At 39.4% G+C, this 24331-nt stretch carries 15 protein-coding genes, 14 tRNA genes and 1 pseudogene; 15 read left to right on the forward strand and 15 right to left on the reverse strand.

The features are described from left to right. Positions 1-628: 628 nt before the first annotated feature. Entirely contained in the window at positions 629-1021 is a 393-nt protein-coding gene (locus ADS77_RS15845) for a hypothetical protein (RefSeq protein ID WP_054455306.1), read from the reverse strand. Positions 1022-1368: 347 nt separating this feature from the next. On the opposite strand from ADS77_RS15845, the pseudogene ADS77_RS22965 reads away from it, so the two are divergent. The 5 genes and pseudogenes from ADS77_RS22965 to ADS77_RS15865 form a co-directional block, all read left to right on the forward strand. Further along, positions 1369-1484 (forward strand): annotated as a pseudogene (locus ADS77_RS22965) (endonuclease III); the annotation flags it as partial. A 170-nt stretch (positions 1485-1654) separates the two neighbouring features. Then, a complete protein-coding gene (locus ADS77_RS15850; RefSeq protein ID WP_054455308.1) occupies positions 1655-3565 on the forward strand; it encodes an aminotransferase class V-fold PLP-dependent enzyme in 1911 nt (636 codons plus the stop codon). Between the two features lie 156 nt (positions 3566-3721). Continuing rightward, positions 3722-4771: a serine hydrolase domain-containing protein gene (locus ADS77_RS15855; protein WP_054455310.1), complete on the forward strand. Its 1050-nt coding sequence runs from the start codon at positions 3722-3724 to the stop codon at positions 4769-4771. 53 nt (positions 4772-4824) lie between these two features. Further along, positions 4825-5223 carry a lactoylglutathione lyase gene (gene gloA, locus ADS77_RS15860; protein ID WP_054206918.1) on the forward strand — a complete coding sequence of 133 codons (399 nt, stop codon included), beginning with the start codon at positions 4825-4827 and terminating at the stop codon, positions 5221-5223. Positions 5224-5663: 440 nt separating this feature from the next. Further along, a complete protein-coding gene (locus ADS77_RS15865; protein ID WP_054455312.1) occupies positions 5664-6878 on the forward strand; it encodes a DUF642 domain-containing protein in 1215 nt (404 codons plus the stop codon). 251 nt (positions 6879-7129) lie between these two features. Here ADS77_RS15865 and ADS77_RS15870 read toward each other — a convergent pair whose 3' ends face one another. From ADS77_RS15870 to ADS77_RS15905, 8 genes are all read right to left on the reverse strand, one after another. After that, positions 7130-9997, reverse strand: coding sequence for a M16 family metallopeptidase (locus ADS77_RS15870; protein WP_054455314.1), 2868 nt, complete (start codon positions 9995-9997; stop codon positions 7130-7132). Between the two features lie 835 nt (positions 9998-10832). Further along, positions 10833-10908 (reverse strand) — tRNA-Glu (locus ADS77_RS15875). Between the two features lie 182 nt (positions 10909-11090). Then, a tRNA-Glu gene (locus tag ADS77_RS15880) sits at positions 11091-11166 on the reverse strand. A gap of 92 nt (positions 11167-11258) precedes the next feature. Further along, positions 11259-11334: transfer RNA gene (locus tag ADS77_RS15885), tRNA-Glu, on the reverse strand. Between the two features lie 92 nt (positions 11335-11426). Then, positions 11427-11502, reverse strand: a tRNA-Glu gene (locus tag ADS77_RS15890). Positions 11503-11594: 92 nt separating this feature from the next. After that, a tRNA-Glu gene (locus tag ADS77_RS15895) sits at positions 11595-11670 on the reverse strand. Between the two features lie 144 nt (positions 11671-11814). Beyond that, positions 11815-11890 (reverse strand) — tRNA-Glu (locus ADS77_RS15900). Positions 11891-11929: 39 nt separating this feature from the next. Further along, a tRNA-Ala gene (locus ADS77_RS15905) sits at positions 11930-12005 on the reverse strand. 1103 nt (positions 12006-13108) lie between these two features. Between ADS77_RS15905 and ADS77_RS15910 the strand changes: the two genes are divergently transcribed. The 10 genes from ADS77_RS15910 (at position 13109) to ADS77_RS15955 (ending at position 19267) form a co-directional block, all read left to right on the forward strand. After that, positions 13109-13184 (forward strand) — tRNA-Val (locus ADS77_RS15910). Positions 13185-13316: 132 nt separating this feature from the next. Next, positions 13317-13392, forward strand: a tRNA-Val gene (locus tag ADS77_RS15915). Between the two features lie 50 nt (positions 13393-13442). Further along, positions 13443-13518, forward strand: a tRNA-Val gene (locus tag ADS77_RS15920). 35 nt (positions 13519-13553) lie between these two features. Beyond that, positions 13554-13629, forward strand: a tRNA-Val gene (locus ADS77_RS15925). Between the two features lie 19 nt (positions 13630-13648). Further along, positions 13649-13724 (forward strand) — tRNA-Val (locus tag ADS77_RS15930). A 43-nt stretch (positions 13725-13767) separates the two neighbouring features. Further along, positions 13768-13843 (forward strand) — tRNA-Val (locus ADS77_RS15935). Between the two features lie 20 nt (positions 13844-13863). After that, a tRNA-Val gene (locus tag ADS77_RS15940) sits at positions 13864-13939 on the forward strand. 296 nt (positions 13940-14235) lie between these two features. After that, positions 14236-15873 (forward strand): response regulator, encoded by a 1638-nt coding sequence (locus tag ADS77_RS15945; RefSeq protein ID WP_054206430.1) that lies wholly within the window; start codon positions 14236-14238, stop codon positions 15871-15873. Positions 15874-15940: 67 nt separating this feature from the next. Beyond that, positions 15941-17308, forward strand: coding sequence for an extracellular solute-binding protein (locus tag ADS77_RS15950; RefSeq protein ID WP_054206431.1), 1368 nt, complete (start codon positions 15941-15943; stop codon positions 17306-17308). Positions 17309-17311: 3 nt separating this feature from the next. Then, positions 17312-19267, forward strand: a complete 1956-nt coding sequence (locus ADS77_RS15955) for an ATP-binding protein (RefSeq protein ID WP_054206432.1) — start codon at positions 17312-17314, stop codon at positions 19265-19267. A gap of 92 nt (positions 19268-19359) precedes the next feature. On the opposite strand, the gene msrB is transcribed toward ADS77_RS15955, so the two are convergent. The 6 genes from msrB to zipA form a co-directional block, all read right to left on the reverse strand. After that, positions 19360-19800 carry a peptide-methionine (R)-S-oxide reductase MsrB gene (msrB, locus tag ADS77_RS15960; protein ID WP_054206433.1) on the reverse strand — a complete coding sequence of 147 codons (441 nt, stop codon included), beginning with the start codon at positions 19798-19800 and terminating at the stop codon, positions 19360-19362. A 12-nt stretch (positions 19801-19812) separates the two neighbouring features. Then, the gene (locus tag ADS77_RS15965; RefSeq protein ID WP_054455316.1) at positions 19813-20319 is read right to left on the reverse strand and encodes a peptide-methionine (S)-S-oxide reductase; all 507 of its coding nucleotides are present in this window, start codon (positions 20317-20319) and stop codon (positions 19813-19815) included. A gap of 66 nt (positions 20320-20385) precedes the next feature. After that, entirely contained in the window at positions 20386-20826 is a 441-nt protein-coding gene (locus ADS77_RS15970; protein WP_054455319.1) for a hypothetical protein, read from the reverse strand. A 28-nt stretch (positions 20827-20854) separates the two neighbouring features. After that, on the reverse strand, positions 20855-21352 hold the full coding sequence (locus ADS77_RS15975) for a DUF2919 domain-containing protein (protein ID WP_054455365.1): 498 nt from the start codon (positions 21350-21352) through the stop codon (positions 20855-20857). Positions 21353-21448: 96 nt separating this feature from the next. Beyond that, positions 21449-23470, reverse strand: a complete 2022-nt coding sequence (gene ligA, locus ADS77_RS15980; protein WP_054455367.1) for an NAD-dependent DNA ligase LigA — start codon at positions 23468-23470, stop codon at positions 21449-21451. 91 nt (positions 23471-23561) lie between these two features. Further along, positions 23562-24317 carry a cell division protein ZipA gene (gene zipA, locus ADS77_RS15985; RefSeq protein ID WP_054206437.1) on the reverse strand — a complete coding sequence of 252 codons (756 nt, stop codon included), beginning with the start codon at positions 24315-24317 and terminating at the stop codon, positions 23562-23564. Positions 24318-24331: the final 14 nt, after the last annotated feature.

Raw genomic sequence — 24331 nt, forward strand, 5'->3', positions numbered from 1 at the left:
AGATATTCAGCTCATCATCAGTAATTAAATCGAGTGGTTTATTAAAATAATGGCTGAGTTTAAGTAAATGCTCGCAGTAACTTTTACAGGTACTTTGTGAATAACCAAGATAGGCTATTTCAGTTTTGACTTGTTCAATGAGTGTATTCATTACTTACCTCCAAATATGGGATAACCCCAAGGTAAGTGTGGCTCAAATGATAAGAATAGGATCTCCGCGTAGCGGCTTAGTTCAACAATTTTATAGTACGCGCGTCGAGCATCTTTCTGTCGATATCACGCTCATGTATCTAATAAATCTACTTTTGACAAATAACGTATTGCATTGCCAACTGTAAATTTTTTATTGGTGCTAAAGAAATTCAGAAAAAAGAAAATGCGATCGACGCTCATTTTCTTGAATATATGCGAACTACACAGTTTGGAAATCAATTAACTCTTATTTTAAGCCAACCTCAATGTCTGGTTATCTCTCAAAACAGAACCTTAGAGTATTTACGTTTACTCATTTTGGGGTAAAGTGAGTTGGAGTCGAACATCGTCAAAGTGCAGATAAACGACAGCGTAGTAGCAAACCCAGACTTGTAAGCATTTTGCGCCGTCAGCGCAAAATTGTTTGAATTAAAAATTACTTTTTATGCTTTTTTGCTGATGCCTTTGCGTAATATTTGTATGTCTGACCATCTGGTTTTTTATATTCACCACCAACATCTAAATTTAGGTCATAGTCATTAACCAAAACCCATATTAATGTTCCAACACCTATAGCTAGTAATGCCCATGTTAGAGTTCCACTAGATATTGCGGTTATGCCAGCCACACCCAATCCGACAGGATTCCAAAAATTAGTTGCTACTACTACGGTGCCTGCAACTGCAGCACCTAGAGCGCCCTTAGATGCATTTCTAACTATTTTTATATTTTTCACTAAATCCTTATTAGTAATTAAGATTTCATCATCTCTCCTCTTTAAAGCTTCCTTTAACTCTTCTTTAGTGCTTACTATTGTTGGCTGATTCATAGGCTCTCCATTGTGCGATTTATTGCTTAACCGCGCTCTTCTATGACACAAGAACGCTCGTGTTTCTGAATATACATACTTTAGTCATTTTCAAAAAACTAGCTAGGGACTAGTTGAAATAAAATTAGATTAAACACACTTGGTTATAAGGTAAAATGTCTGCTTTGGAGAATTAAAGAGAAACATTAACGATTAAGTCAATAGCTGCTCTCCAGCTCTAAATTGCCCATAGAGCATTTACGTTAACTCATCTTGGGGCAGAAACGAGTTACGCTTGAAGGTCCGCTACTGACACAAACCAGCCTTGTGCAATTAGAGATATTTTATATCTACCTTAATCATTCTGTGGCTGGCTAACTAAAGCCGTAAATACGCATATTTTCCGTCTATTTAACCTTACCAAACTTACTATGGATAAAGGTGTTGTTGTGATTCAATGAAACTTGAAAAAGTTGTACATAAATAATTTAAAGCCAATGTGCACCACTGGCTTATACTCCATGGGCATTACACCTGCGTGGCGTGTTAGTGAAATAGCATAATTAATGAAACATTTTCAAAGTATTAATTTCACAAGTCTCAGTCCTTTAGTTATGCTGTTGAGCATTATGAAATTTTATTGCGAAAACGCCTATGTTACCTTTACTTCGTATCTTGTTAATTGAGCAAGACCCTGCCACCTTGCAAGAGCTTTCTACGAATTTGTCGAAAACGATCCCTAATTTTGAACGAAGTGATGTTCATATTGATATAATTGAACGCCTTGAACTTAAGCAAGCATTGGAGTGTGTTGAGGAAGATGGTGATATTCAGGCCGTTGTTCTCAGTTGGGATGTACACAACAAAGTTGGCGAACGAACGTATAGCCGCTTTATCGAGCAGTTAAAAGGGATCCGCCTTGAATTGCCGGTTTATGTTATTGGCGACGATACGAAAGGACTGGAGATAGTCAACGAATCGGGGGAGATCGAATCATTTTTCTTTAAGGATGAGGTGATTTCTGATCCAGAAGCGATTTTAGGTTATATGATCAACGACTTTGATGACCGAGCAGAGACCCCATTCTGGTCGGCGTATCGCCGTTATGTCGGTGAATCTAACGACTCATGGCATACACCTGGACATAGTGGCGGTTCTAGTTTTAGAAACTCCCCTTATATCAAAGATTTTTATCAGTTTTATGGCCGCAATGTATTCGTTGGCGACCTATCCGTATCAGTAGATTCGTTAGGTTCATTGTCAGATAGCACAAACACCATTGGTCGGGCTCAAGAATCAGCAGCGGCAACATTTGAGGTTAAGCATACTTATTTCGTGACGAACGGGTCGTCAACCTCAAATAAAATCATTTTGCAGACACTGCTGCGCAAGGGCGATAAAGTGATTATCGACCGTAATTGTCATAAATCTGTGCATTATGGCATCTTGCAATCAGCCAGTTTCCCTATTTATTTGTCGAGCATTTTAAACCCTAAATATGGCATCTTCGCGCCGCCGTCGTTGGCCGACATTAAACAAGCGATAGAACAGAACACCGATGCTAAATTATTGGTTCTCACTGGTTGCACCTACGATGGCCTACTGAGCGATTTAAAACAAGTGGTAGAGTTTGCCCATCAACATGGTATTAAAGTGTTTATAGATGAAGCGTGGTTCGCTTACTCTCTTTTTCACCCTAGCTTACGTTATTATTCTGCTATCCATGCTGGGGCGGACTATATCACCCATTCAGCGCATAAAGTGGTATCGGCGTTTTCTCAGGCGTCTTATATTCATGTAAACGATCCTGATTTCGATGCCGATTTCTTTCGAGAAATTTACAGTATTTACGCCAGCACATCGCCAAAGTATCAGCTGATAGCGTCGCTTGACGTGTGCCAAAAGCAATTGGAGATGGAAGGCTATAAATTGCTTAATGCCTTGTTGAACCACGTGGAAGAATTTAAACAACAGATGGCCTCGCTCAACCACATTAAAGTGCTAGGTAAGCAAGACTTTATGGAAATATTTCCGCACTTTAGTGGTGATAACATGGGTCACGACCCACTAAAAATTCTCATCGACATTAGCGAATTACCTTATTCATTAAAAGATATTCATAAATTTCTGTTAGATGAAATTGGCCTAGAAATAGAGAAGTACACTCACAGCACCATCTTGGTTTTACTCACGCTTGGCGGCACGCGTTCAAAGATCATTCGTCTGTACAATGCGTTAAAGAAGCTCGACAGCGGTAAGGTAAAACTGTCAACGTCGACGAGACGCTCTCGTTTACCAGAGAGTTTACCCGCCATAGATTTGGCGTGTATTCCAAGCGATGCTTTCTATGGTGAGCGCGAATCTGTGCCTATCAGCAAAAGCAACAACCGTATTTGTGCCGGCTTAGTTACGCCCTATCCACCGGGCATTCCACTGTTGGTTCCGGGTCAGCATATCACTGAAGATCATATAGAATATCTGAAGGAGCTGGCGGGACAAGGGTTGACAATTCAGGGGAGTTTTGAGGGCGAGATCTATGTTCTTAAGGGCAAGGTTAAGAAGTAAAGGTACCCTTTAACAATCACAACTCTTATCGCTGTGCAGCAGTGTCGTTAGGCATTGCTGCTACTAAGTTCGTGCCATCAATAGCTGCTAAAGCTATGCCTAGTACATTAAGTAACGTCACCCACACACTAAAATAATAAATGAAGCGGGAATACAATGATGCAATTAAAGAACAAAAAAACGCTCACACTTATGCGTATTACTGCTCTGATTGTTACCCTCACTAGCATATACTTTTTTGCCCCTTGGAAGTTTGCTTTATATTATTTATCCCCTTTGCCCACGACCGTTCAAGATCAAACAATCGATGCTATTGAGCAAGGGATGGATGGCATTATTGTCTATGTTCAAAAATCAGGGCAACAACCTGAATATTTTGTGCAAGGCTGGCATGATCGAGATAAAAAAATAGCTGCCTACGCTCACGCATTGTTTAAAATTGGCAGCATTCGTAAGCTGTATGACGCATCGGCATTAACTAAATTGGCTGGTGCTGGGCTTATTGATGTGGATAAAACCCTGGCTGACTATCTACCCTCGTTAAATGGCCGAATAGAAAACGCAGATAAAATCACACTGCGCATGATGGCACAACATCGCAGTGGTATAGCTAATTACACAGATACACCTAACTATGATTGGTCAGTTTCATACCCTGATCCCTTAGCCTTGATACTAGACACTCCTGCTGATTTTAGCCCCGATACTGATTACGGTTATTCAAATACCAATTACCTACTACTGCGTAGGATCATGTCTAATGTGCTGGGTTATGATCACAATCTATTTATTAAAGCTGAAATATTAGCTCCTAATGGCTTAACGAATACGTTTGCTTCTATTAATGACGTAAATATAGATCAGCTAATGAGTGGCTATTATGTTGGCTATAAGAATGATTTTAAAATACTTGATCAAGGCTATGTTGCTACTGCTAGCGATGTAGGTCGCTTTATACTTGCATTAAATAACGGCACACTTTTCACCTTTGAAGAGCAAGTATTATATGCTTCGCTTTACGAATATGAGCATACAGGCTGGGTTTTGGGGTATTCAAGCATTGCGCGTTATCATAAAGATATCGACACTGTTGTTGTGCAATTTATAAATACTAATGGTAATGATACTGTCATGCTCTCAGGTATTATTTATAATCGAATTATTGATATTTTAAGAACACGAAGAAGTCAGAGCTCTGAACTATAAGTTATGGATTTGGTGTTATTAAAATAATTTAAATACAAAATAAGGATGCTTAAATGCGTTTATTACATACCATGTTACGGGTCGCTGATTTAGACAAATCCATTGCGTTTTACACTCAAGTATTGGGCATGAAAGAATTACGTCGTGCTGATAACCAAGAATACCGTTACACGCTTGCCTTTGTAGGCTATGGCGATGAAAAAGATAACACTGTGTTAGAGCTAACCTACAACTGGGATACAAACAACTACGACTTAGGCAATGCATATGGTCATATCGCGATTGAGTTTGACGACATTTATAAAGCCTGCGCAGATATAAAAGCCGCTGGTGGTAATGTTAGCCGAGAGCCTGGCCCTGTAAAAGGTGGCACGACTGAAATTGCTTTTGTAAAAGATCCTGATGGCTACGCCATTGAGCTGATCCAAACAAAAGATAACACGACCCTTTGATTCAATCTGGTAAAGGTATTTACGTACCTTTACCTGTTCGCCTTAGTATAATTATACTAACAACGTATATAAGCATTGCACAAAACATCAAACTCAAGCAACTCTCACACCTACCCTACCCGCAACAGGTTAAGCAAAGTTCAACATTCTTTAGTTACTAATAACCAGTGTATATTAAACAGCCCATCCTAATGGCTCACTCGTTATTCTCCCTTGTTTAATTGCCTATAAAAACACACTATTCTTTTTATATTTTTTGCCCTCTCTAACCTACTGTTTCAGATAGAGTGTTTAGTCAAAAAATAAAATAAACCCTTATTATTGCGAAAACAACCATGTTTAACATTTGACCAACACTCAAAGATGCAGCACAATAGTACTATATTAAGTAATTAAATTGTTAACAAAATCAGATTTATTAGTCTGGCAGGAGAAATACCATGAAAAAACCAATCTTTAAGTTTGCAGCTCTACCTTTATTACTTGCGTCAACATTGACAATGGCCGGCCCTAATCTAGTTGCAAACGGTTCTTTCGAAGACACTGCAGACTTCTCTGGCTCTTGGAGCTTGTTAGATGATCTTTCTGGATGGCAACGTTCAGCTAACGCTAAATTTGAAATCCAAACAAATGCACTTAACATTGTTGCAGCCCAACATGGTACTAAATACATCGAGCTTGACTCAACGGCTAACTACAGTGCATTTCAAACACTTGTTACTGAAGAAAACCACAGCTATGAAGTAAGCTTTTATTACTCAGCACGTATAAACGGTAACGAAACAACAAATGAAGCTGAAGTTTATTGGGATGGCCAGTTACTTGACACTCTAAATGCAACAACGAAAGGCTGGAAAAAATTCACGTACACTGTAAAAGCAAGTTCAACAGCAACTGAGCTGAAATTTGTAGGTGCGGGTGATTCTGATAAGCTGGGTGCATTTATTGATGATGTAAAAGTAACTGCAACATGCGCATCAGGCTTATACGGTATTAATAACTTTGGCTCTAACGAAGACGGGTTTGTTTACCATTTCGATACACAAGATAACACGTACTCTACTGTTGCCGGTTTATCTAATACAGCATCAAACATTGCATCACACGATGGCGTGTTGTACTTCATGGAGCAGTTAGATAAGTCGACTAAAGCGTCACAAATCCTGTCACTTGACCTTGCCACTAACGAACAAGCACTTGTTGCATCTGCTACGTCATACCCTATCTACCGCTCTGCAATGAGCACTGATGGCATGAACTTACGTGCAACGAGCAAAACGTACATGTATGACTTTAATATCGAAACGGGTGATAAAACAGTTTTGGGTAAATTAACATTCCCTGGTGATTCGTTCGCTGATGGTGATATCGCTTACTCTGCTGATAACAACGTATTGTATGTATTAACGGGTAAAGCGTTGTATACCCTTGATGAAGGCGCCATGGAACTTGCATTAGTGGGTGAGCATGGCGTTGCACAAGCATCCGGTATTGCTATTGCCACTGACGGAACTATCTATGTATCTGGTCGTGTAAAAGGTGAAAATGCAAACATCTTCAAACTAGACCAAAATACAGCGGTAGCAACTTTTGTAATGGCTGGCCCTTCACACGTTAATGACTTAACATTTGTTGATGGTAACTATTGTAACTAATACACGCCCTGTTCATCACTAAGCCAGTCTATGACTGGCTTTTTTGTGCTTACTATAAATCGCTTTCGAGCGAATCTCCTTATACGGTAGTAATCCCTCTAATCTTAATACGATTAGGATAAGTTTTTGTCACTTAAGTTTAGGTAATAAAAAAGCAGCGAAAGGCTGCCTTTTTATTACTGTACCCAAGTCACCTCAAGATGCAGAATTCGCATATTGAGGTGGTTTAGGCATACGAATGACTACTTAGTTTAAAAAGTATAATCAACTACTTTCATACCCAGTTTTTCTAGCTGAGGTTTAAGTGTCTTAGCATCGCCTACTACTAAGTAAACCATCTCTTTGGTATTTAAATGCTTTGCAGCCAACGCGTTAATTTCGTCTTTGCTTATTGTGCTTACGATCTCATTACGGTCTTTAACAAAGCTTGGCTGTAAATCATGTTCCAATATCTGAGCAAGGAAACCTAGCTTAGCATTAGGTGTTTCATATTTAAGCGCATCTTTTTGATTGATCGCTTGACGCATAAAGCTCAACTCATCATCTGTAATACCATTTTGAGCATAATTATTTAGCTCATTAGTAAATTCAACAATAGAGGCTGCTGTAGAGTCTGCACGTACTGCAGCAGATGCTGTAAAACCACCTGATGTTGCATCGCCCCAAAAACGCGTACGTGCACCGTAGGTGTAACCTTTATCTTCGCGTAAATTTAAGTTTATACGACTATTAAAATTGCCACCAATTGCAAAGTTCATTAGGTTAGATTTAAAGAACTCACCAGTAATGTCTTCAATCATACCGCGCTTACCAATGCGAATTTCAGACTGAGGTGCATCTGGTTTATCTACTAAGTAGATTACATTTCCTGCAATTTTTGGCTCTTCAAACTTAGCTGTAGATACAGGCGCTTTGCCTTGCCAATTATCTAGCGTATTTTTGATTTTGCCTTGTAATGCAGATTGATCTAAATCAGATACTACGATTACTTCACTGCCCTGAGGTTTAAAGTTTGATTGATAAAACCCTTTTACATCATCAAGGTTAATAGCGGCTAAACTTTCTAACGTGCCACCATTTGGCAATGCTGCAATGCTATTGCCATAAAGCAATTTACTGTACGCGTTACTTGCTAAATAACCTGCATCTTTCATTGCATGCTGAATGTTCTGGATGCTTTGTTGTTTGTTACGATTAAAATCATCTTCACTAAAAGCTGGATTAAATAACTTCTCTTCAACCAAAGCTAAAGTCGCATCAAGGTTTTTTGTTAAGCTTGAAACAAATATATTTGTGTGCGTGCTATTTGCAGAGATACGAATGCTGCTTCCAAGTTTTTCAAGCGCGTTACTCATTTCCTCTGTTGTATAATTTTGTGTTGATTCACTTAACAATGCGGCGGTCACAGAAGCAAGACCCACTTTTTTAGCTTGCTCGTTATATTGGCCACCAGGCACTTTAATAAGTAAAGAAGTCGTTGGCGTTTCAGTACTTTGAGTTCCTAATACCGCAATCCCATTGTTGGTCGTGGTTTGCCATAATGTAGGCACATCCACAGCTGGGTTTTTACCTGCCGTTGGTTGTTTACTTCTATCAAATGTATCAACTGCCTTACGAGCAACTAAGTCGTCTGCACTTGTTGATGATGGACCACCGAAATCATGAGAAATTGGAGTGAAATTATCTTTAGCTGCAATTAACTGAGGTTGCCCTTCAGGCACTACACTCATGATCACTGCAAATTTGTCTTTAACATATTCATTAAATACACGCATTACATCCGCTTTTGTAACGCTATTATAGCGAGCGATGTCATCTTTAATGTAATTAGGGTTACCCGTGAAGGTTTCAAATGCTGCAAGCTGAGAGACTTTACCTGAGACGCTTTGCAATCCAAAAATTGCACCCGATTCTATTTTTGCTTTCACTTTATCTAAGTCATCTTGCGTTACACCGCGTTGTTCAAACTCAGTAAATGAATCACGAACAATTTTTTCCATATCAGCCAGTGTTTTTCCTGATGCTGGATTTGGTAAAGCATAGATACTTAATGAACATGCAAGCTCACGACATGGGTGGCTAACGCCCGCCTGTACTGCAAGTTGGGTTTTTACTAAGTTTTTATATAAGATTGAATTATTACCGCCACCAATAATCTCAGCGAGTATATCAAGTGGTGCTTCATCTTCGTGACGTGCATAGGCTGTTGGATAATTAATACTCAACAATGGTAAGTGAACCTTATCTTCCATTGAAATATAACGATCAGCATCAAGGGTTACCGCTCGTTTTTCTGCATTATCAACCTCAGGTCCACGCGGGATCGGTGCAAAATATTTGCTAACTAACGGTAATACTTCTTCCGCGCTGATATTACCACCAATTGTAATAGTTGCATTATTTGGACCATACCAACGTAAAAAGAATGCTTTGAGATCGTTAACATTGACGCGATTTAAATCGTCCATAAAACCAATTACCGGCCAAGAATATGGGTGACCGTCTGGGTAAAGAGCTTGTGACACGCGTTCATTTAAACGACCATACGGGCGATTATCTACACGTTGGCCACGTTCATTTTTAACTGTTTCTCGTTGTACTTCAAACTTTTCTTGCGTTACAGCATCAAGTAAAAAACCCATACGGTCAGCTTCTAACCACAACATTTTTTCTAACTGATTTACCGGTACTGTTTCAAAATAGTTAGTGCGATCTGAGTTAGTCGTACCATTTAGCGTACCACCGGCTTCAGTGATAATTTTAAAATGCTCTTCATCCGCTACATTTTCAGAGCCTTGAAACATCATATGCTCAAAAAAATGGGCAAAACCTGATTTACCAAGCTCTTCACGGGCTGAACCAACATGATACGTCACATCCACATGGACTAAAGGGTCTGAATGATCTTCATGAACAATCACCGTCAGGCCGTTGGCTAGTTGGTATTTTTTATATGGGATATTAATCTCAGCTGCATTTGCTGTAACTGATTCTATAAGTGTAATACCTGGGAGTAGACTTGCTGCGGCTTGTGTATTTTTATCTGTTGTATCTGTGCTATTACAAGCAGCCAGGCCTGTGGTGAGTAAAACGGCTAGAGCAATTTTTGTGAGTTTCATTTTTTTATCCATTTTTAATTAACTCATGGAGTTTATGATTTAATTAAGCTGGGTACAAGTGAATGAAAACGAACAACTACCGTAGTTTGTAACTAAGTGTGACTGTAATAAAACATGATTGCTCTAGGGCGTGTTGACCTTTGTGGATTGAAATTTGTTCAACCTAGGGGCGATTTAATCGCGGCGCGAGGTTTGTAATCGAGTGGGCTCGATAACTGCTCCTGCGTTATTCTACTGGCTCACATCCATGTGAGAATAAGTAAAAACCGAGCAAAGCTTGTGCGTCCTGCTCACGCCCCTTACCTACTTCCATGTAGGCAACAAAGAGTTAATCGCCCCTTGGAAGAACCCTTTGGGCAGCGCATGTTTGGCATTTATACTGCGTTATCGCCTATTTATGGGGAACAACCACACTGCATAGGCGCTGCCTTGCCTAAATACCAAGCATACTGCTGCAAAATCAATCACGAAAGGTCAACACGCCCTAGTACACAAAATAAATTTAAATTAATACATCAATAAGGGGTTTGATAGATAAGTAAAATCTAAATTAGTATTATTTATCGGTGTTTATTTATTATTTTTCAGGAGATTAAATTTATTTTATTTTTTAATTAAATAGAATGGTTTTAAAGCGTATTGGTTTAAAAATATTATATAGATAGGATATATAGCTAATTGGTGTTGTTCTTAATAAAACTTGACTTGCTGTTCATTCATTTATATAAAAATATATAAAGCAAGTGGCGTCCGCAAGAGATTAGTACTCTTGTTAACGTCGTGCATAGAGAGTGCGGTGTCACACTGCCTTATACATTACTTAAAATAAGTAATGTGGCGTCCCCAAGGGGATTCGAACCCCTGTTACCGCCGTGAAAGGGCGGTGTCCTAGGCCTCTAGACGATGGGGACACATAAATGTGTCACTAGGACAACTGAATAGTTAAACTCGTTTCAGGCGAGCTTTCTTAATAACACTGCACTTGCCTATTAAAATAATATATTGGCGTCCGCAAGAGATTAGCACTCTTGTTAACGTCGTGCATAGAGAGTGCGGTGTCACACTGCCTTATACATTACTTAAAATAAGTAAGTGGCGTCCCCAAGGGGATTCGAACCCCTGTTACCGCCGTGAAAGGGCGGTGTCCTAGGCCTCTAGACGATGGGGACACATAAATGTGTCACTAGGACAACTGAATGGTTAAACTCGTTTCAGGCGAGCTTTCTTAATAACACTGCACTTCCCTATTAAAATAAGTAAGTGGCGTCCCCAAGGGGATTCGAACCCCTGTTACCGCCGTGAAAGGGCGGTGTCCTAGGCCTCTAGACGATGGGGACACATAAATGTGTCACTAGGACAACTGAATAGTTAAACTCGTTTCAGGCGAGCTTTCTTAATAACACTGCACTTCCCTATTAAAATAAGTAAGTGGCGTCCCCAAGGGGATTCGAACCCCTGTTACCGCCGTGAAAGGGCGGTGTCCTAGGCCTCTAGACGATGGGGACACATGAATGTGTCACTAGGACGACTGAATGGTTAGACTCGTTTCAGGCGAGCTTTCTTAATAACACTGCACTTCCCTATTAAAATAAGTAAGTGGCGTCCCCAAGGGGATTCGAACCCCTGTTACCGCCGTGAAAGGGCGGTGTCCTAGGCCTCTAGACGATGGGGACACATAAATGTGTCACTAGGACAGTTGATTAGTTAAACTCACATCCTGAGCTGTTTAAGGTATTGCGATATATACAAATTAAGACTCGAGCTTAATCTGTTCGCTATTCTCTCGGTAAAACCGCCTTTAACTAATAAAAGCTAAGTGGCGTCCCCAAGGGGATTCGAACCCCTGTTACCGCCGTGAAAGGGCGGTGTCCTAGGCCTCTAGACGATGGGGACACAGAAAACTGCTACCCTAGGACATACACTAAAATAAATTGGTGGAGCTATGCGGGATCGAACCGCAGACCTCTTCACTGCCAGCGAAGCGCTCTCCCAGCTGAGCTATAGCCCCAATTTATTCTGCTAAACACTTACTCGGTAAACCGTGTGGTGTATTGCTTAGTGCGGGGCGCATTCTATGCAGCACCCCAAATAAAGTCAACAGTTTTTTATGTAACTTTATTTAAATGATTTAAATTTCAACAAACTGGATACTGAATAAACAACAGATTCAAATATACAGTACATTTCCCCTTAAAACGCGTTTAAATCATAAATAAACGAGCGCTAAATAGAAAGGATTGCCGTTAAATAATCATAATGAATCTAATTTATAAGGTATACATCTATATGCAAATCAAATTATGAAAAAGTCACTCCTGCAATTAAGGCCCTGATGATATTTTTTATATTGAATAAATAAACCAAGCACACGTTATTAGAGCTCACTAAACTTCAAGGCCCCCTCACTTTCGTATCGCAATGAAATAACCATTCTAAAAATGGCTGTTCTGCAACGTAAAAAAGTGTAATTACACCACGGTGTGTTGAATAATTATTAGATCACGCATACCTGCTGTTTATAATTACAATAAAATAGCTTCCCTGCCTGCCCATCATTTAATAATTAGCTAATCTTCTTTCAGCTCATTAAAGGTAAAAGGTAATTTATTGGCGTTTACCTAGTTAATAAACTAGGGCGTGTTGACCTTTCGTGATTGATTTTGCAGCAGTATGTTTGGTATTTAGGCAAGGCAGAGCCTATGTCGTGTGGTTGTTCCCCATAAATAGGCGATAACGCAGTATAAATGCCAAACATGCGCTGCCCAAAGGGTTCTTCCTAGGGACGATTGACTCTTTGTTGCTCGGTTTTTACTTAGCCCGCTAGGTTACAAACCTCGCGCCGCGATTAAATCGCCCCTAGATTGAACAAATTTCAATCCACAAAGGTCAACACGCCCTAATCATTTAGCTTATGCACTAATGAGTTATGCGAGTAACTTTACGTAAGCGCGGCTTCAAATGCAGAGAAATGTTTATTAATTAGCCTCAAAAACGATTGTTTGCTTATAAAACCCGCATCTAAAACATTTTTCACATTCAAGTGTTGACACATTTAGAACTCTATCTATAATAGCGCCCCACAACAACGCAGCAATGTGTTGTATTAGATGTGGGTGATTAGCTCAGTTGGGAGAGCATCGCCCTTACAAGGCGAGGGTCACTGGTTCAAGTCCAGTATCACCCACCACATCTAATTCTATATGAGTTGTTAGCTCAATTAGAAAAAAGAGAGCATCACCGCTATTTAGAAATAACGGCGAAGTTCACTGGTTAAAGTCCAGTACTATTTATTTTGATAGTAGCGTTTTAATTTATATGTGGGTGATTAGCTCAGTTGGGAGAGCATCGCCCTTACAAGGCGAGGGTCACTGGTTCAAGTCCAGTATCACCCACCACATATAAAACCTATTATTTTATTAATAGTCGCGTTTTAAAATTGTAATATGGGTCGTTAGCTCAGTTGGGAGAGCATCGCCCTTACAAGGCGAGGGTCACTGGTTCAAGTCCAGTACGACCCACCATTTTTTAAATGGTGCATATTACAAGATATCTAAATGGGTGATTAGCTCAGTTGGGAGAGCATCGCCCTTACAAGGCGAGGGTCACTGGTTCAAGTCCAGTATCACCCACCATTTAGATATAAAACTTTACGGGTCGTTAGCTCAGTTGGGAGAGCATCGCCCTTACAAGGCGAGGGTCACTGGTTCAAGTCCAGTACGACCCACCATTTATAAAATGGTTATCGTAAAGTTTAGTTAATTGATTATTTGGGGTCGTTAGCTCAGTTGGGAGAGCATCGCCCTTACAAGGCGAGGGTCACTGGTTCAAGTCCAGTACGACCCACCATTTAATCAAAAATTATATGTGGGTGATTAGCTCAGTTGGGAGAGCATCGCCCTTACAAGGCGAGGGTCACTGGTTCAAGTCCAGTATCACCCACCACATATAATTCAATTCAATTCAATTCAATTCAAAGTATCACCAACTCCATACAAACATATAAATAGGTTAAAAATTTTAATTACTTATTCATACACGTTAAGAGTTTTATCTTTATGATATCTAAGACAAACTAACTACTAAACAGTTTATATAATACGTAACGATTACTTATTGCTCGTATTTTCTTATATATCCGAAATAAACCCACTACTTACAATGATTAAATTTTAAATTCCCTTGTCAGCGACTAGACTGTTTATTATAGTCACTGATACGTTTAATTGGTCGCAAGTTTAATGCCAACAAAGATTTTTTCTAAAGCCAAAATACTCATAGTTGAAGAGCAACCACTTGCCCAAAGCTATATGAAGCAATCTCTCGAAAAACTTGGCTTTGAGCAACTTAGCTTTGCTGAGCATGCCAGCTCGGCTAAAGAACAGTGCCTCTCAGAATCATTTGACCTTATAGTATGTTCTTTTAATTTAAGTAAAAACCAAGATGGCTACCAGCTATATGAAGAACTGCGTGTAAAAAGATTAATTAAGCACTCTACTGGTTTTATATTCATTTCAGCTGAAACAACAGGATCTTTAGTTCATAGTATGCTTGAACTACAGCCTGATGACTTTCTTGTGAAACCTTTCACTATTCACGAACTAAAAACACGAATAGAACGGATTTTATTGAGAAAGCATAAACTACAAAAAATTTATAGCCTAATAGATGATAATAACGATTCTAAGGCGCTCAAGTTCATTAATGCTGCTTTAAATGAAAAAGGCAGCGCTAATAGCGCAATTTTACTAAGGTTAAAAGGTGATCTTTTAATTCGATTAAAAAGAAATGAAGAAGCAAAAAGCTACTTTAAATCGGTTTTAAATATTCAAAAGTTTACATGGGCTAAAGTAGGTTTAGTAGAAGCGCTTATTGCTAACAATGAGCATATTTTGGCTCAACGTATGCTTAAAACAATGCTAGAACGACATGAAACTAGGCTAGTGGCATTAGATTTACTTGGCCGCTTAGAAATAAAGCTAAATAAATTTGAACAAGCACAAGATTTTTTAAGTAAAGCAGTAGAGATTGCACCGCGAAATATCGATCGTCAAAAATCATTAAGTCATGTCACACAGTTAAATCACGATTATGAAAAAAACTACGCAACACAAAAAGATATTGCAAACTTTGCAAAGCACTCCATACACGATCATCCCGATATATATTTAAATGCAGCGCGAGCTGGTATTGATTTCGCCCTGACTACAGATCAAAGCGATCAGGTTCAACGTATTTCGAGACAAACAAATAAATATTTAAACGACTTAAAAAGTCAATTTCCAAATAGCCATAACCAAGCACAAATTGATGTATTAAATGCTCGTTTACATTACCTTAAAGATGAGCACCAAAAAGCTAAAAAACTTATAGAACAGCTTGATGTCGATGACACTCAAATTCGCTCCGTCGACGGTGCACTCGACAAAGCGAAAGCATTTCATGAACTCGGGTTTCATCACAAGGCACAATCATTATTCTCCCAAATTATTACACATTGCGAACGTCACCCAAACATCAGTGATCCTATTTATCTGCAATATATCCAACAGCAGCAAAGAGAACGCCGAGATATTAAAATGGGGCCTAAAGAACTAAATAATCATGCTGTTACACAATTTAACCGTGGACAACTCAATACGGCCCTGGAAGCTTTCACACAGGCATTTAGGATCATGCCTCGCAATGCTAGCATTGCTTTAAATTTATTACAGTGTCAGTTTGATAACAGCAAAGAAAGTAGCCAAACAATGAATCTAACAATCGCTAAAAAATGCTTTGCACTTCTGTCTTCTACACAATTAGATGATGAGCAGCAACAGCGGTTTGAAAAAATATCACAGCAAGCGAATGCCATGGGGTTAATTTTAACTAAATAAAAATAATTTCCCTATTTACGCGCTAGCGCATTCTATACTCGTATAAACCATCAATAAGGAAGTCCAATTGCAACATATTGCCTCTCACTTAATATATTTGTTAATGGCTAGCCTATCATTGAGCTTTACGTGTGCTTTAGCAGCTAAAACTAAGCTCTCAAACTGGCAAGAAGCTGATATTGATTGGCGTGCCTTTGAGGGTACGCATATTAATGTTTTGGCAGATCAACAGCCTGCATTCATGGCTTTAAAACCGTACTTGCCTGTTTTTAAAGAATTAACAGGTATTAATGTTGGCTTTCATGCATTAGAACAGTCAAAAATGCGCCGCAGACGAAGTAAAGACTTAGAGAAAGGATTAGGCTTATATGATGTATTACCCATGGGTGTTACATTTTTAGGTCAAGCATATGAAAAAAATTATATCGACCCCATTGCCCCTTACTTAAATAATCCCGCCTTAACCGATAAACATTGGTATAAAATTGATGACATTAGCCCTAACAGCTTAGCGTTGTGTCAGATAAACGGTACATTATTATCACTGCCCTTTGACTTTTCGGCACCAATATTTTTTTACCGTAAAGACCTCTTCGATAAGTTTGAATTACAAGTGCCCAATACTTATGAAGAACTTATACAAACCAAAATTGCACTTCAAAAAGCAATTGATTTAAACCCTGAGTTAGCAGGAATGAGTGCATTCGCATCTCGTACATTACCAGGCGCTGGATTAAATACTTGGACTGTTTTACCTGTGATGCGCGCATATGGCGCGCAAATATTAACACAAGAAGGAGAAGCGCTTAGTAACTCGCGTGAGGCTCAAAAAGGTATTAAAGCCTATCGAGATCTAGTTGTTGGCTATGGTAATCCATCAAATAGCCGTACATTACATTTTTATGATATTAGAAAGCTATTTAAAGAAGGTAAATTGGCATCAGCTTTTATCGCATCTCATTTTTATAATGAAATAGATACACCTAAAGAGTCAGACATATGGGATAAATGGGAGGCAGCCCCCTTACCTAAGGGTCCACAAGCACGTGAGACCTCTCCTTGGGCGTGGGCATTTGCTATTAATTCAAAATCATCTAAAAAATCTGCGGCTTGGCTTTTTATTCAATGGGCAACAAGTGCCCAAACAGCGAGTTTATTAAGTACCGGAGGCTCACCACCACGGCAACAAATATGGCAAGAACAGCTTTTTACGCTGGTAAATAAGCCCGGATTTAACGCGACAATGCTGTGGGTTTTTGAACACGCAACACCTGCTCACATTCAATCTGGGATCGCGCAATTCCCAGCCATTGGTGAAATTATATCTCATGCCTATAGCCAAATTTTTTATGGTGCAGATATTCACCAAACGTTAAATAATAGCAACGATAAAATTACCGTTGTACTTGAGACTAATAATTTAAAGCAGAAGTAGCCTATGTATATAAGCATTGCTCATAAAATACTATTAATTATCGGCTTTACTATCAGCTTAGTATTAGGTGTTAGTACAGCTTTGCATGTTATTGAACTAAAAAATCAAACTTTATTAAATATGAGTGAGAAAGCATCCGCGATCGTCTCACCGATGCTAGGTGAAATAAAAAAATTAAGCAAAGATGGTAATGTTGGTAACTGGGTGATGCAAATTCAAACCATCGCGATTGACCAGCTACTAGAGCAAAATAGCTTTAATGACCTCACTAATGTTTTTTTTATAGATAACGAAGCACATATAGTGGCGCATCACGATATTGAACAAGTATTAAGCGATGTTATTAATCAAACATTGTTACAAGCCCTCGATCAACAACAAAGTATTATTATCAATGATGATAATATTTATCACGTTGTTATTCCCGTTAAAGGACATCAAAATGACAATCTAGGCTTTGTTGTTGTTAGTTTTTCTGATGATGGACTCGCTGAAAAAATTGCCTCTATTATCACCAATGCCGTCTCATTATTTGCATTATATTTATTAGCTGCACTCGTGATTGCTTATATCGTTATTCGTAAAATAATCCTGCAACCTATTGAGCAACTCGTTGAATTTTCACACTCGATCACCACAGGCGATCTTGATTGCCCCATTAATATTGCTAGTCAAGATGAAATTGGTACACTTGCAAGTGGTTTTAAAATGATGCGAGCAGCAGTGCGACAACAAATAAACAACATGCATCAGCAACAGTCTATTTTAGAAGAAATGGTCGCAACACGCACACAAGAATATTTAGCGGCCAAAGATCAGGCTGAACATTCAAATCAAGCTAAAAGTGTTTTCTTAGCTAATATGTCCCATGAACTAAGAACACCGCTTAATGCAGTGCTTGGTTTTAGTCAATTGCTGCAAGACAGCGAGTATGACAAAACAAAGCTTCGATATCTGGAGGCTATTTCCGTTTCAGGTAACTCTTTATTAGGTATTTTGAATGGTATTTTAGACCTATCGAAAATTGATGCGGGAAAAATGCAGCTTGAGCTCGAAGACGCTGATTTAAATTTAATGTGTAATGAATTATCGATGATGTTTATGCAGCAATGTGCGCAAAAAGATCTAGCACTGACAATTCGATGCTCTGAGCTCATTCACACCGCCCTACACCTTGATGGTAATAAATTACGACAAGTAATGATCAACCTAATTAGTAATGCCATAAAGTTTACTGAGCAAGGTCACGTGTGTGCATTGTTTGATTGTGAGCAAGGCTCAACAAATCAACATATTAATTTAGTGATCAGTGTCCAAGACTCCGGCAAAGGGATCCCAGATGATCAACAAAAATGTATTTTTAATGCGTTTGAGCAAGTGGAAGGACAAAAAAGTTCTGAGTTTGGCGGTACTGGATTAGGTTTGGCTATCTCACTAAAATTCATTAAGTTAATGGGTGGCACATTACAAGTAAATAGTTGTGAAGGTCAAGGCAGTGAATTTATTGTTCGTATCCCCGACATTAAATTAACTCATTCAATCAGAAGGACTAAAAAAGCCTATTATCCCCCTATTAATAGTTACCAATTTAATCCTGCTCGAATATTAATTGTTGATGACATTGCTTATAACCGAGATTTTTTAATTTCATTTTTATCTCGTTGGTCTTTTGACATTGAAACGGCTGAAAATGGTCAAACAGCAATAAAAAGTGTCAGTCAAAAAATCCCAGATTTAATCATAATGGATATGAAGATGCCAATTATGGGAGGCCTTGAAACAACTCAGTTTCTACGCAATGACGCTAAATATAAACATATTCCAATCATTGCGGTAACAGCCTCAGCCCTGCAAAATGAAAAAATGAAATTCACACAATTAACTGATTACTGCATAACAAAGCCTATTTGCAGAGAGCATTTAATTTTTGCTATTGCACAATTTATTGACCCAATTTAGCGTATCTATAAACCATACTTAATGCCTATGTAACCACTTTAAGTCAGCTTTTATAAAGTGGTTATGGCGTTCGTTTTTTTACATAAAGCTGCTTACAGCTTTTTCAGGGATACCGCATTGATACAATAACGCAGTCCACTGGGCATTGGCCCATCAGGGAATACGTGACCTAAGTGCGCATCGCATACATTACAAACCGTTTCAACTCTTTGCATACCGTGGGTTTTGTCACCATTGTAAGCGATGGAATTTATCTCTGCTGGTTGCGTGAACGATGGCCAACCGGTGCCACTATCAAATTTCTCGTCGCCATCAAATAATAAGTTATCACAGCATATACAGGCATACTTTCCAGGTTCAAACAACGTGCAACTATCTGAGCTATGTGGGCGCTCAGTGCCTTTATTACGCGTCACATAAAATGCCTCTTCTGATAGCATCTCTTGCCATTGTTGCATGGTTTTCTCTACTTTACGGCTTGGCTCTGGGTTACCTTTACTGGCAAAATTTAAAATATCATTCCAGTTCAACATAATTGACCTCATTTATACAAGATGGGTTAATTTACTGCTATCCACATTATCATGGTAGTGCGTTAATAACATTGCGAGTTTTGGATTTATCCGTACCTCACAAAATGGTTTGTTAGGATTTGAAAAATAGTAATTTTGATACTGGCTCGGTGAATGTTTAAACTCCCCTGCCAGTAAAATGTGTGTAATTAATGGCTTGTTATAATCTGCTTGCTTTAAATCTAACGCGTGCTGTGCAGCTTCACATTGCGCGCTCGTATAAGCATAAATTGCAGAACGATATTTCTCACGCATGCTATGTTCACTCGTTGCACTGTGGGTATCGATATGGATTGCAATTAAATCAGTTAAGCTTATTTTATGAGGATCAAAGCGCAATCGAATCGCTTCACTAAATTGGCTGCTGTTCTCTGAGCTTTTAAACCAACCTTGCTCAACACTCTCAACACCTTTTAATGAACTGAAAATAGCTTCGGTGCACCAATGGCAGCTTCCACCTAAACCGATCTGTTGTTTCATGATACCTCCAAAAAGCAACGACTAACTTGATGCGTTTAAGTATACCGCTGTTTTAAAGGTTTTATTTCATTGTATCAAAATAGATTGCTTTTCACGGGCTGTAAAAAGTGAATCTAAATACGCTAAAATCTCAGCTTTCGTTGCCGGCAAGCTGACAGATAATTGTCGCTCTTTACTAGAGTAAACAGACAATAAATCATCATGGCATTGTATTTTTTCAATCGTATTTATAACCAGCCATTGCGGTCCGTGTGTGCGATCAAAAAAGCCTGTCAGTGTAAATAATAATAAGTTTTCTTGATCGCGTTGGATGAATTTATCAAGGCTATTACGTGTTTTAAAAAATGACGTTAACCGATAGCAGCACGAGCTAAATACGAACACCCATAAAGCTATTAAAAATACAAACCAAGGCTGCTGTAATAGCCCAGTAAATAAGCTCAACAATAATAGTACGATGCCAAAACAAGCGACGATCAGCGCCAGTCGTTGATTAATTTTTTGCATTGATAGTCCTTACTAACCAAGATTGATGTTAGTGCTTCTTGTCATCCGTTTCAGGATCGGGCCAGTCATTAAAAAATACCGTTAAATAACGGCTTTTGGCTAAATACAGAAGCACCCATAACACTGTTACCATTTGTAGCGCTAAAAACATCGAAAATTGATAATAACTATGTGCTGCTTGAATGACTAACCAAGCTAAATCAGCGGCTGCGCAAACAAGTAATGGCCAGCGCATGAAGCGCCAAATTCGTGCTAATTTCGCAGCACCAGCAGTGCTTTTTTGTGGCCTGCGTAAACAAAATATAACCGCTGGAATAATTGCAATTGCGCCGATGGCCAAAGCACTAAAAAAATCATTTTTTGATCTAAAAACCAACGACATTATATCCAGCTCAGGACGACGGCTAAGCGCTGCAATAATCCAAATAAAATAAGCACGTAATAATACAAGTAAACTCAAATGAAATGCGATTGGCGTACGGTATGTGCCGTATTTATCCCAATACTCCGGTCCGTAACGCATCAGCACTTCCTATCTTTATTAAACTCACTATAAGTACAGCGGCACTTATAGTGATCAATAATGGACTGCTGTTGAGCTTTAACTGCATTGGCAGTTAAGTTACCCATTATGCTGCGCCAAAAGTGCAATTAAATCATCTTCGGTTAGTATCTCAATGCCTAAATCTTGCGCTTTAGTGAGCTTAGAACCTGCTTTTTCGCCCGCAATCAACGCATCTGTTTTAGCTGATACACTACCTGACACTTTCGCGCCTAATTGCTGTAGCCGTGCTTTCGCATCATTACGATTAAGTACACTTAAAGTACCTGTTAGTACATAGGTTAAACCTGCCAATGGCTGCGATTCTTCACTCGGTGGTATTAGTTCAGGCCAATGTATTCCTTGTGCAATTAATGCTTCTACTACGTCTAAATTGTGCTGCTCTGCAAAAAAACCTCGCACATGTTTTGCAACGATCTCACCAACATCACTTACCTCAACTAAGGCTTCTGCCGTTGCTGTTGTCACCATTTCAAGTGTTAAAAAATGGTTCGCTAAATTTTGCGCCGTTGCTTCGCCAACTTCGCGAATACCGAGCGAATATAAAAACTTAGCAAGCGTTGTTTGCTTTGCATCATCAAGCGCTGCAACAAGGTTTTTAGCTGACTTAGGTCCCATGCGCTCTAATGACTCAAAATGCCCTTGTTTTAAAATAAACAAATCTGCAGGCGTTTTAATAAGCTCTCTGTCCACCAGCTGCTCTACAATTTTATCGCCAAGCCCATCAATATCAAATGCTTTGCGAGAGGCAAAATGTTTAATCGCTTCTTTACGTTGTGCTTGGCATACTAAGCCTCCTGTACAACGCGCTACAGCCTCGCCTTCAATACGCTCTACATGCGAGTCACAGATTGGGCAAGTCGCTGGAAACTCAATATCCTTTGCATCAGCTGGACGGCGATCTAGCACCACTTGAGTAATTTGTGGGATGACATCACCTGCACGGCGAATAATGACTGTATCGCCTACTTTTACGCCTAAGCGCTCTATTTCATCGCGATTATGCAGTGTTGCATTTGATACTGTTACGCCACCAACAAATACAGGCTCTAAACGTGCAACAGGTGTAATTGCACCAGTACGCCCTACTTGAAATTCAACGTCGAGTAATTGGGTTATTTCTTCTTGAGCAGGAAACTTATAAGCAATTGCCCATCGCGGTGCTCGTGCAACAAAGCCTAAACGTTCTTGCATGGCTTTATTATTTATTTTTATTACAACGCCATCTATTTCATATTTTAAGTTGCTGCGCCGCTGTAAAATATCGTGATAATATTCAAGCGCGGCTTGCTGGCCTTCAACTAACTTAGTTTCTGGACACAGCGGCAAGCCCCAATCTGTTAATTTAGCAAGCTGTTGATAATGATCGCTAGGAAGCTCGCCGTCCGCAACCATGCCTGTGCTGTATGCATAAAACATCAATGGGCGCTTAGCTGTTATTTTAGAATCGAGCTGGCGTAAGCTGCCGGCAGCGGCATTACGCGGGTTTACAAATACTTTTTCGCCACGCTTTTCGGCTTCAACATTAAGCTTGTCAAATCCTGCGCTATCCATAAAAACTTCACCGCGAATTTCAATTTCGCCGGGGTAATCATCACCACGTAACTTTAATGGCACATTACGAATTGTTTTTACATTCTCTGTGATATTTTCGCCAGTATGCCCGTCACCGCGAGTAGCAGCCTGCACTAATACACCATTACGATATAAAATAGACACAGCTAAGCCATCAAGCTTTGGTTCGCAGCAAAAGGTCAGTTCGTTGGTGTCCATTAAACGTTCTTTAACACGGCGGTTAAATGCGGTAAATTCATCTTCGCTAAAAGCATTATCTAACGACAGCATCGGCACTTGGTGAGCTACTTGCTCAAATTTAGCAAGCGCAGCCCCGCCTACCTTTTGTGTTGGTGAATCCGCGCTTGCATACTGCGGGTTTTCGCTCTCTAAAGCACTTAGCTGTTGTAATAAACGGTCATATTCCGCATCAGGGATACTAGGGTTATCGAGTACATAATAGTTGTGATTATGATCTTCTAATTGCTGACGTAGCTGCGTTATTTGCGCAAGCACTAAAGTGGACATACTGACCTCAAAAATATAAAAAGCCACTTAAACGAATCATCGCCAAGTGGCTTATAAAAATCTTAACTAATTAATTTTACATAGCAGGTAATTAAACTGAAAAACGTCTCACTTTTTCAACGTAATCACGTACGCTATCAACCGTCATCTCTTCGCGCTGTGAGTCTAATATAGCGGCGCCAAATTCATCCGCCAGTTTCTTCGCTGCACTATGGAGCATATTAAATGCGGCAAGCCCATCGCCATCACAGGGTAAGGTCATAAATAAACTAATCCCTGCAGTACTAAATTGTTCCATGTTATCAACATCGAACGTTCCAGGATTGTACATATTCACTAACCTAAACAGCACTGGACCATGGCCAGCAGGGTCTAAGTGGCGATTAAAAAAGCCTTCTTCAGAATATTTAAAACCAAGCGTATTTACAGCGGGTAGTAATTTACTACCTTCCATTGTTAAGCCTTCAGGCATTTGGATATGCACAATAATAAAGTCTTCTGCTGCTGGCGCTTCATCTGTTTTTTTACATTCTTCGCTATTAGTGTCTTCCTGCGCTTTTGTTTGCTCAGTAACCGTATCTTCAACTACCTCATCTAGTTTAGGCTGCTCATCTGATGCACTAAAACTAAGATCACCAAACTGCGGCTCATCACGCTGCGAGGTATGTGTTGCTATTGGTTCTGATATTGGTTGGCGTTGCACTGGGGGCTGCTCAGTAGGTTCAACCCGCTCATTTGTTGCAATAGGTGCATCTTTTTTACGAACTGACCACAGGCCATGTATTAATAATCCACCAATGACAACTACACTGATAATGATTAAAACCCATCTTAATTCTTCGGCCATCCCCTCACCTTTAT

The sequence above is a fragment of the Pseudoalteromonas porphyrae genome (genome assembly GCF_001298125.1).
GTDB classification, from domain to species: domain Bacteria; phylum Pseudomonadota; class Gammaproteobacteria; order Enterobacterales; family Alteromonadaceae; genus Pseudoalteromonas; species Pseudoalteromonas neustonica.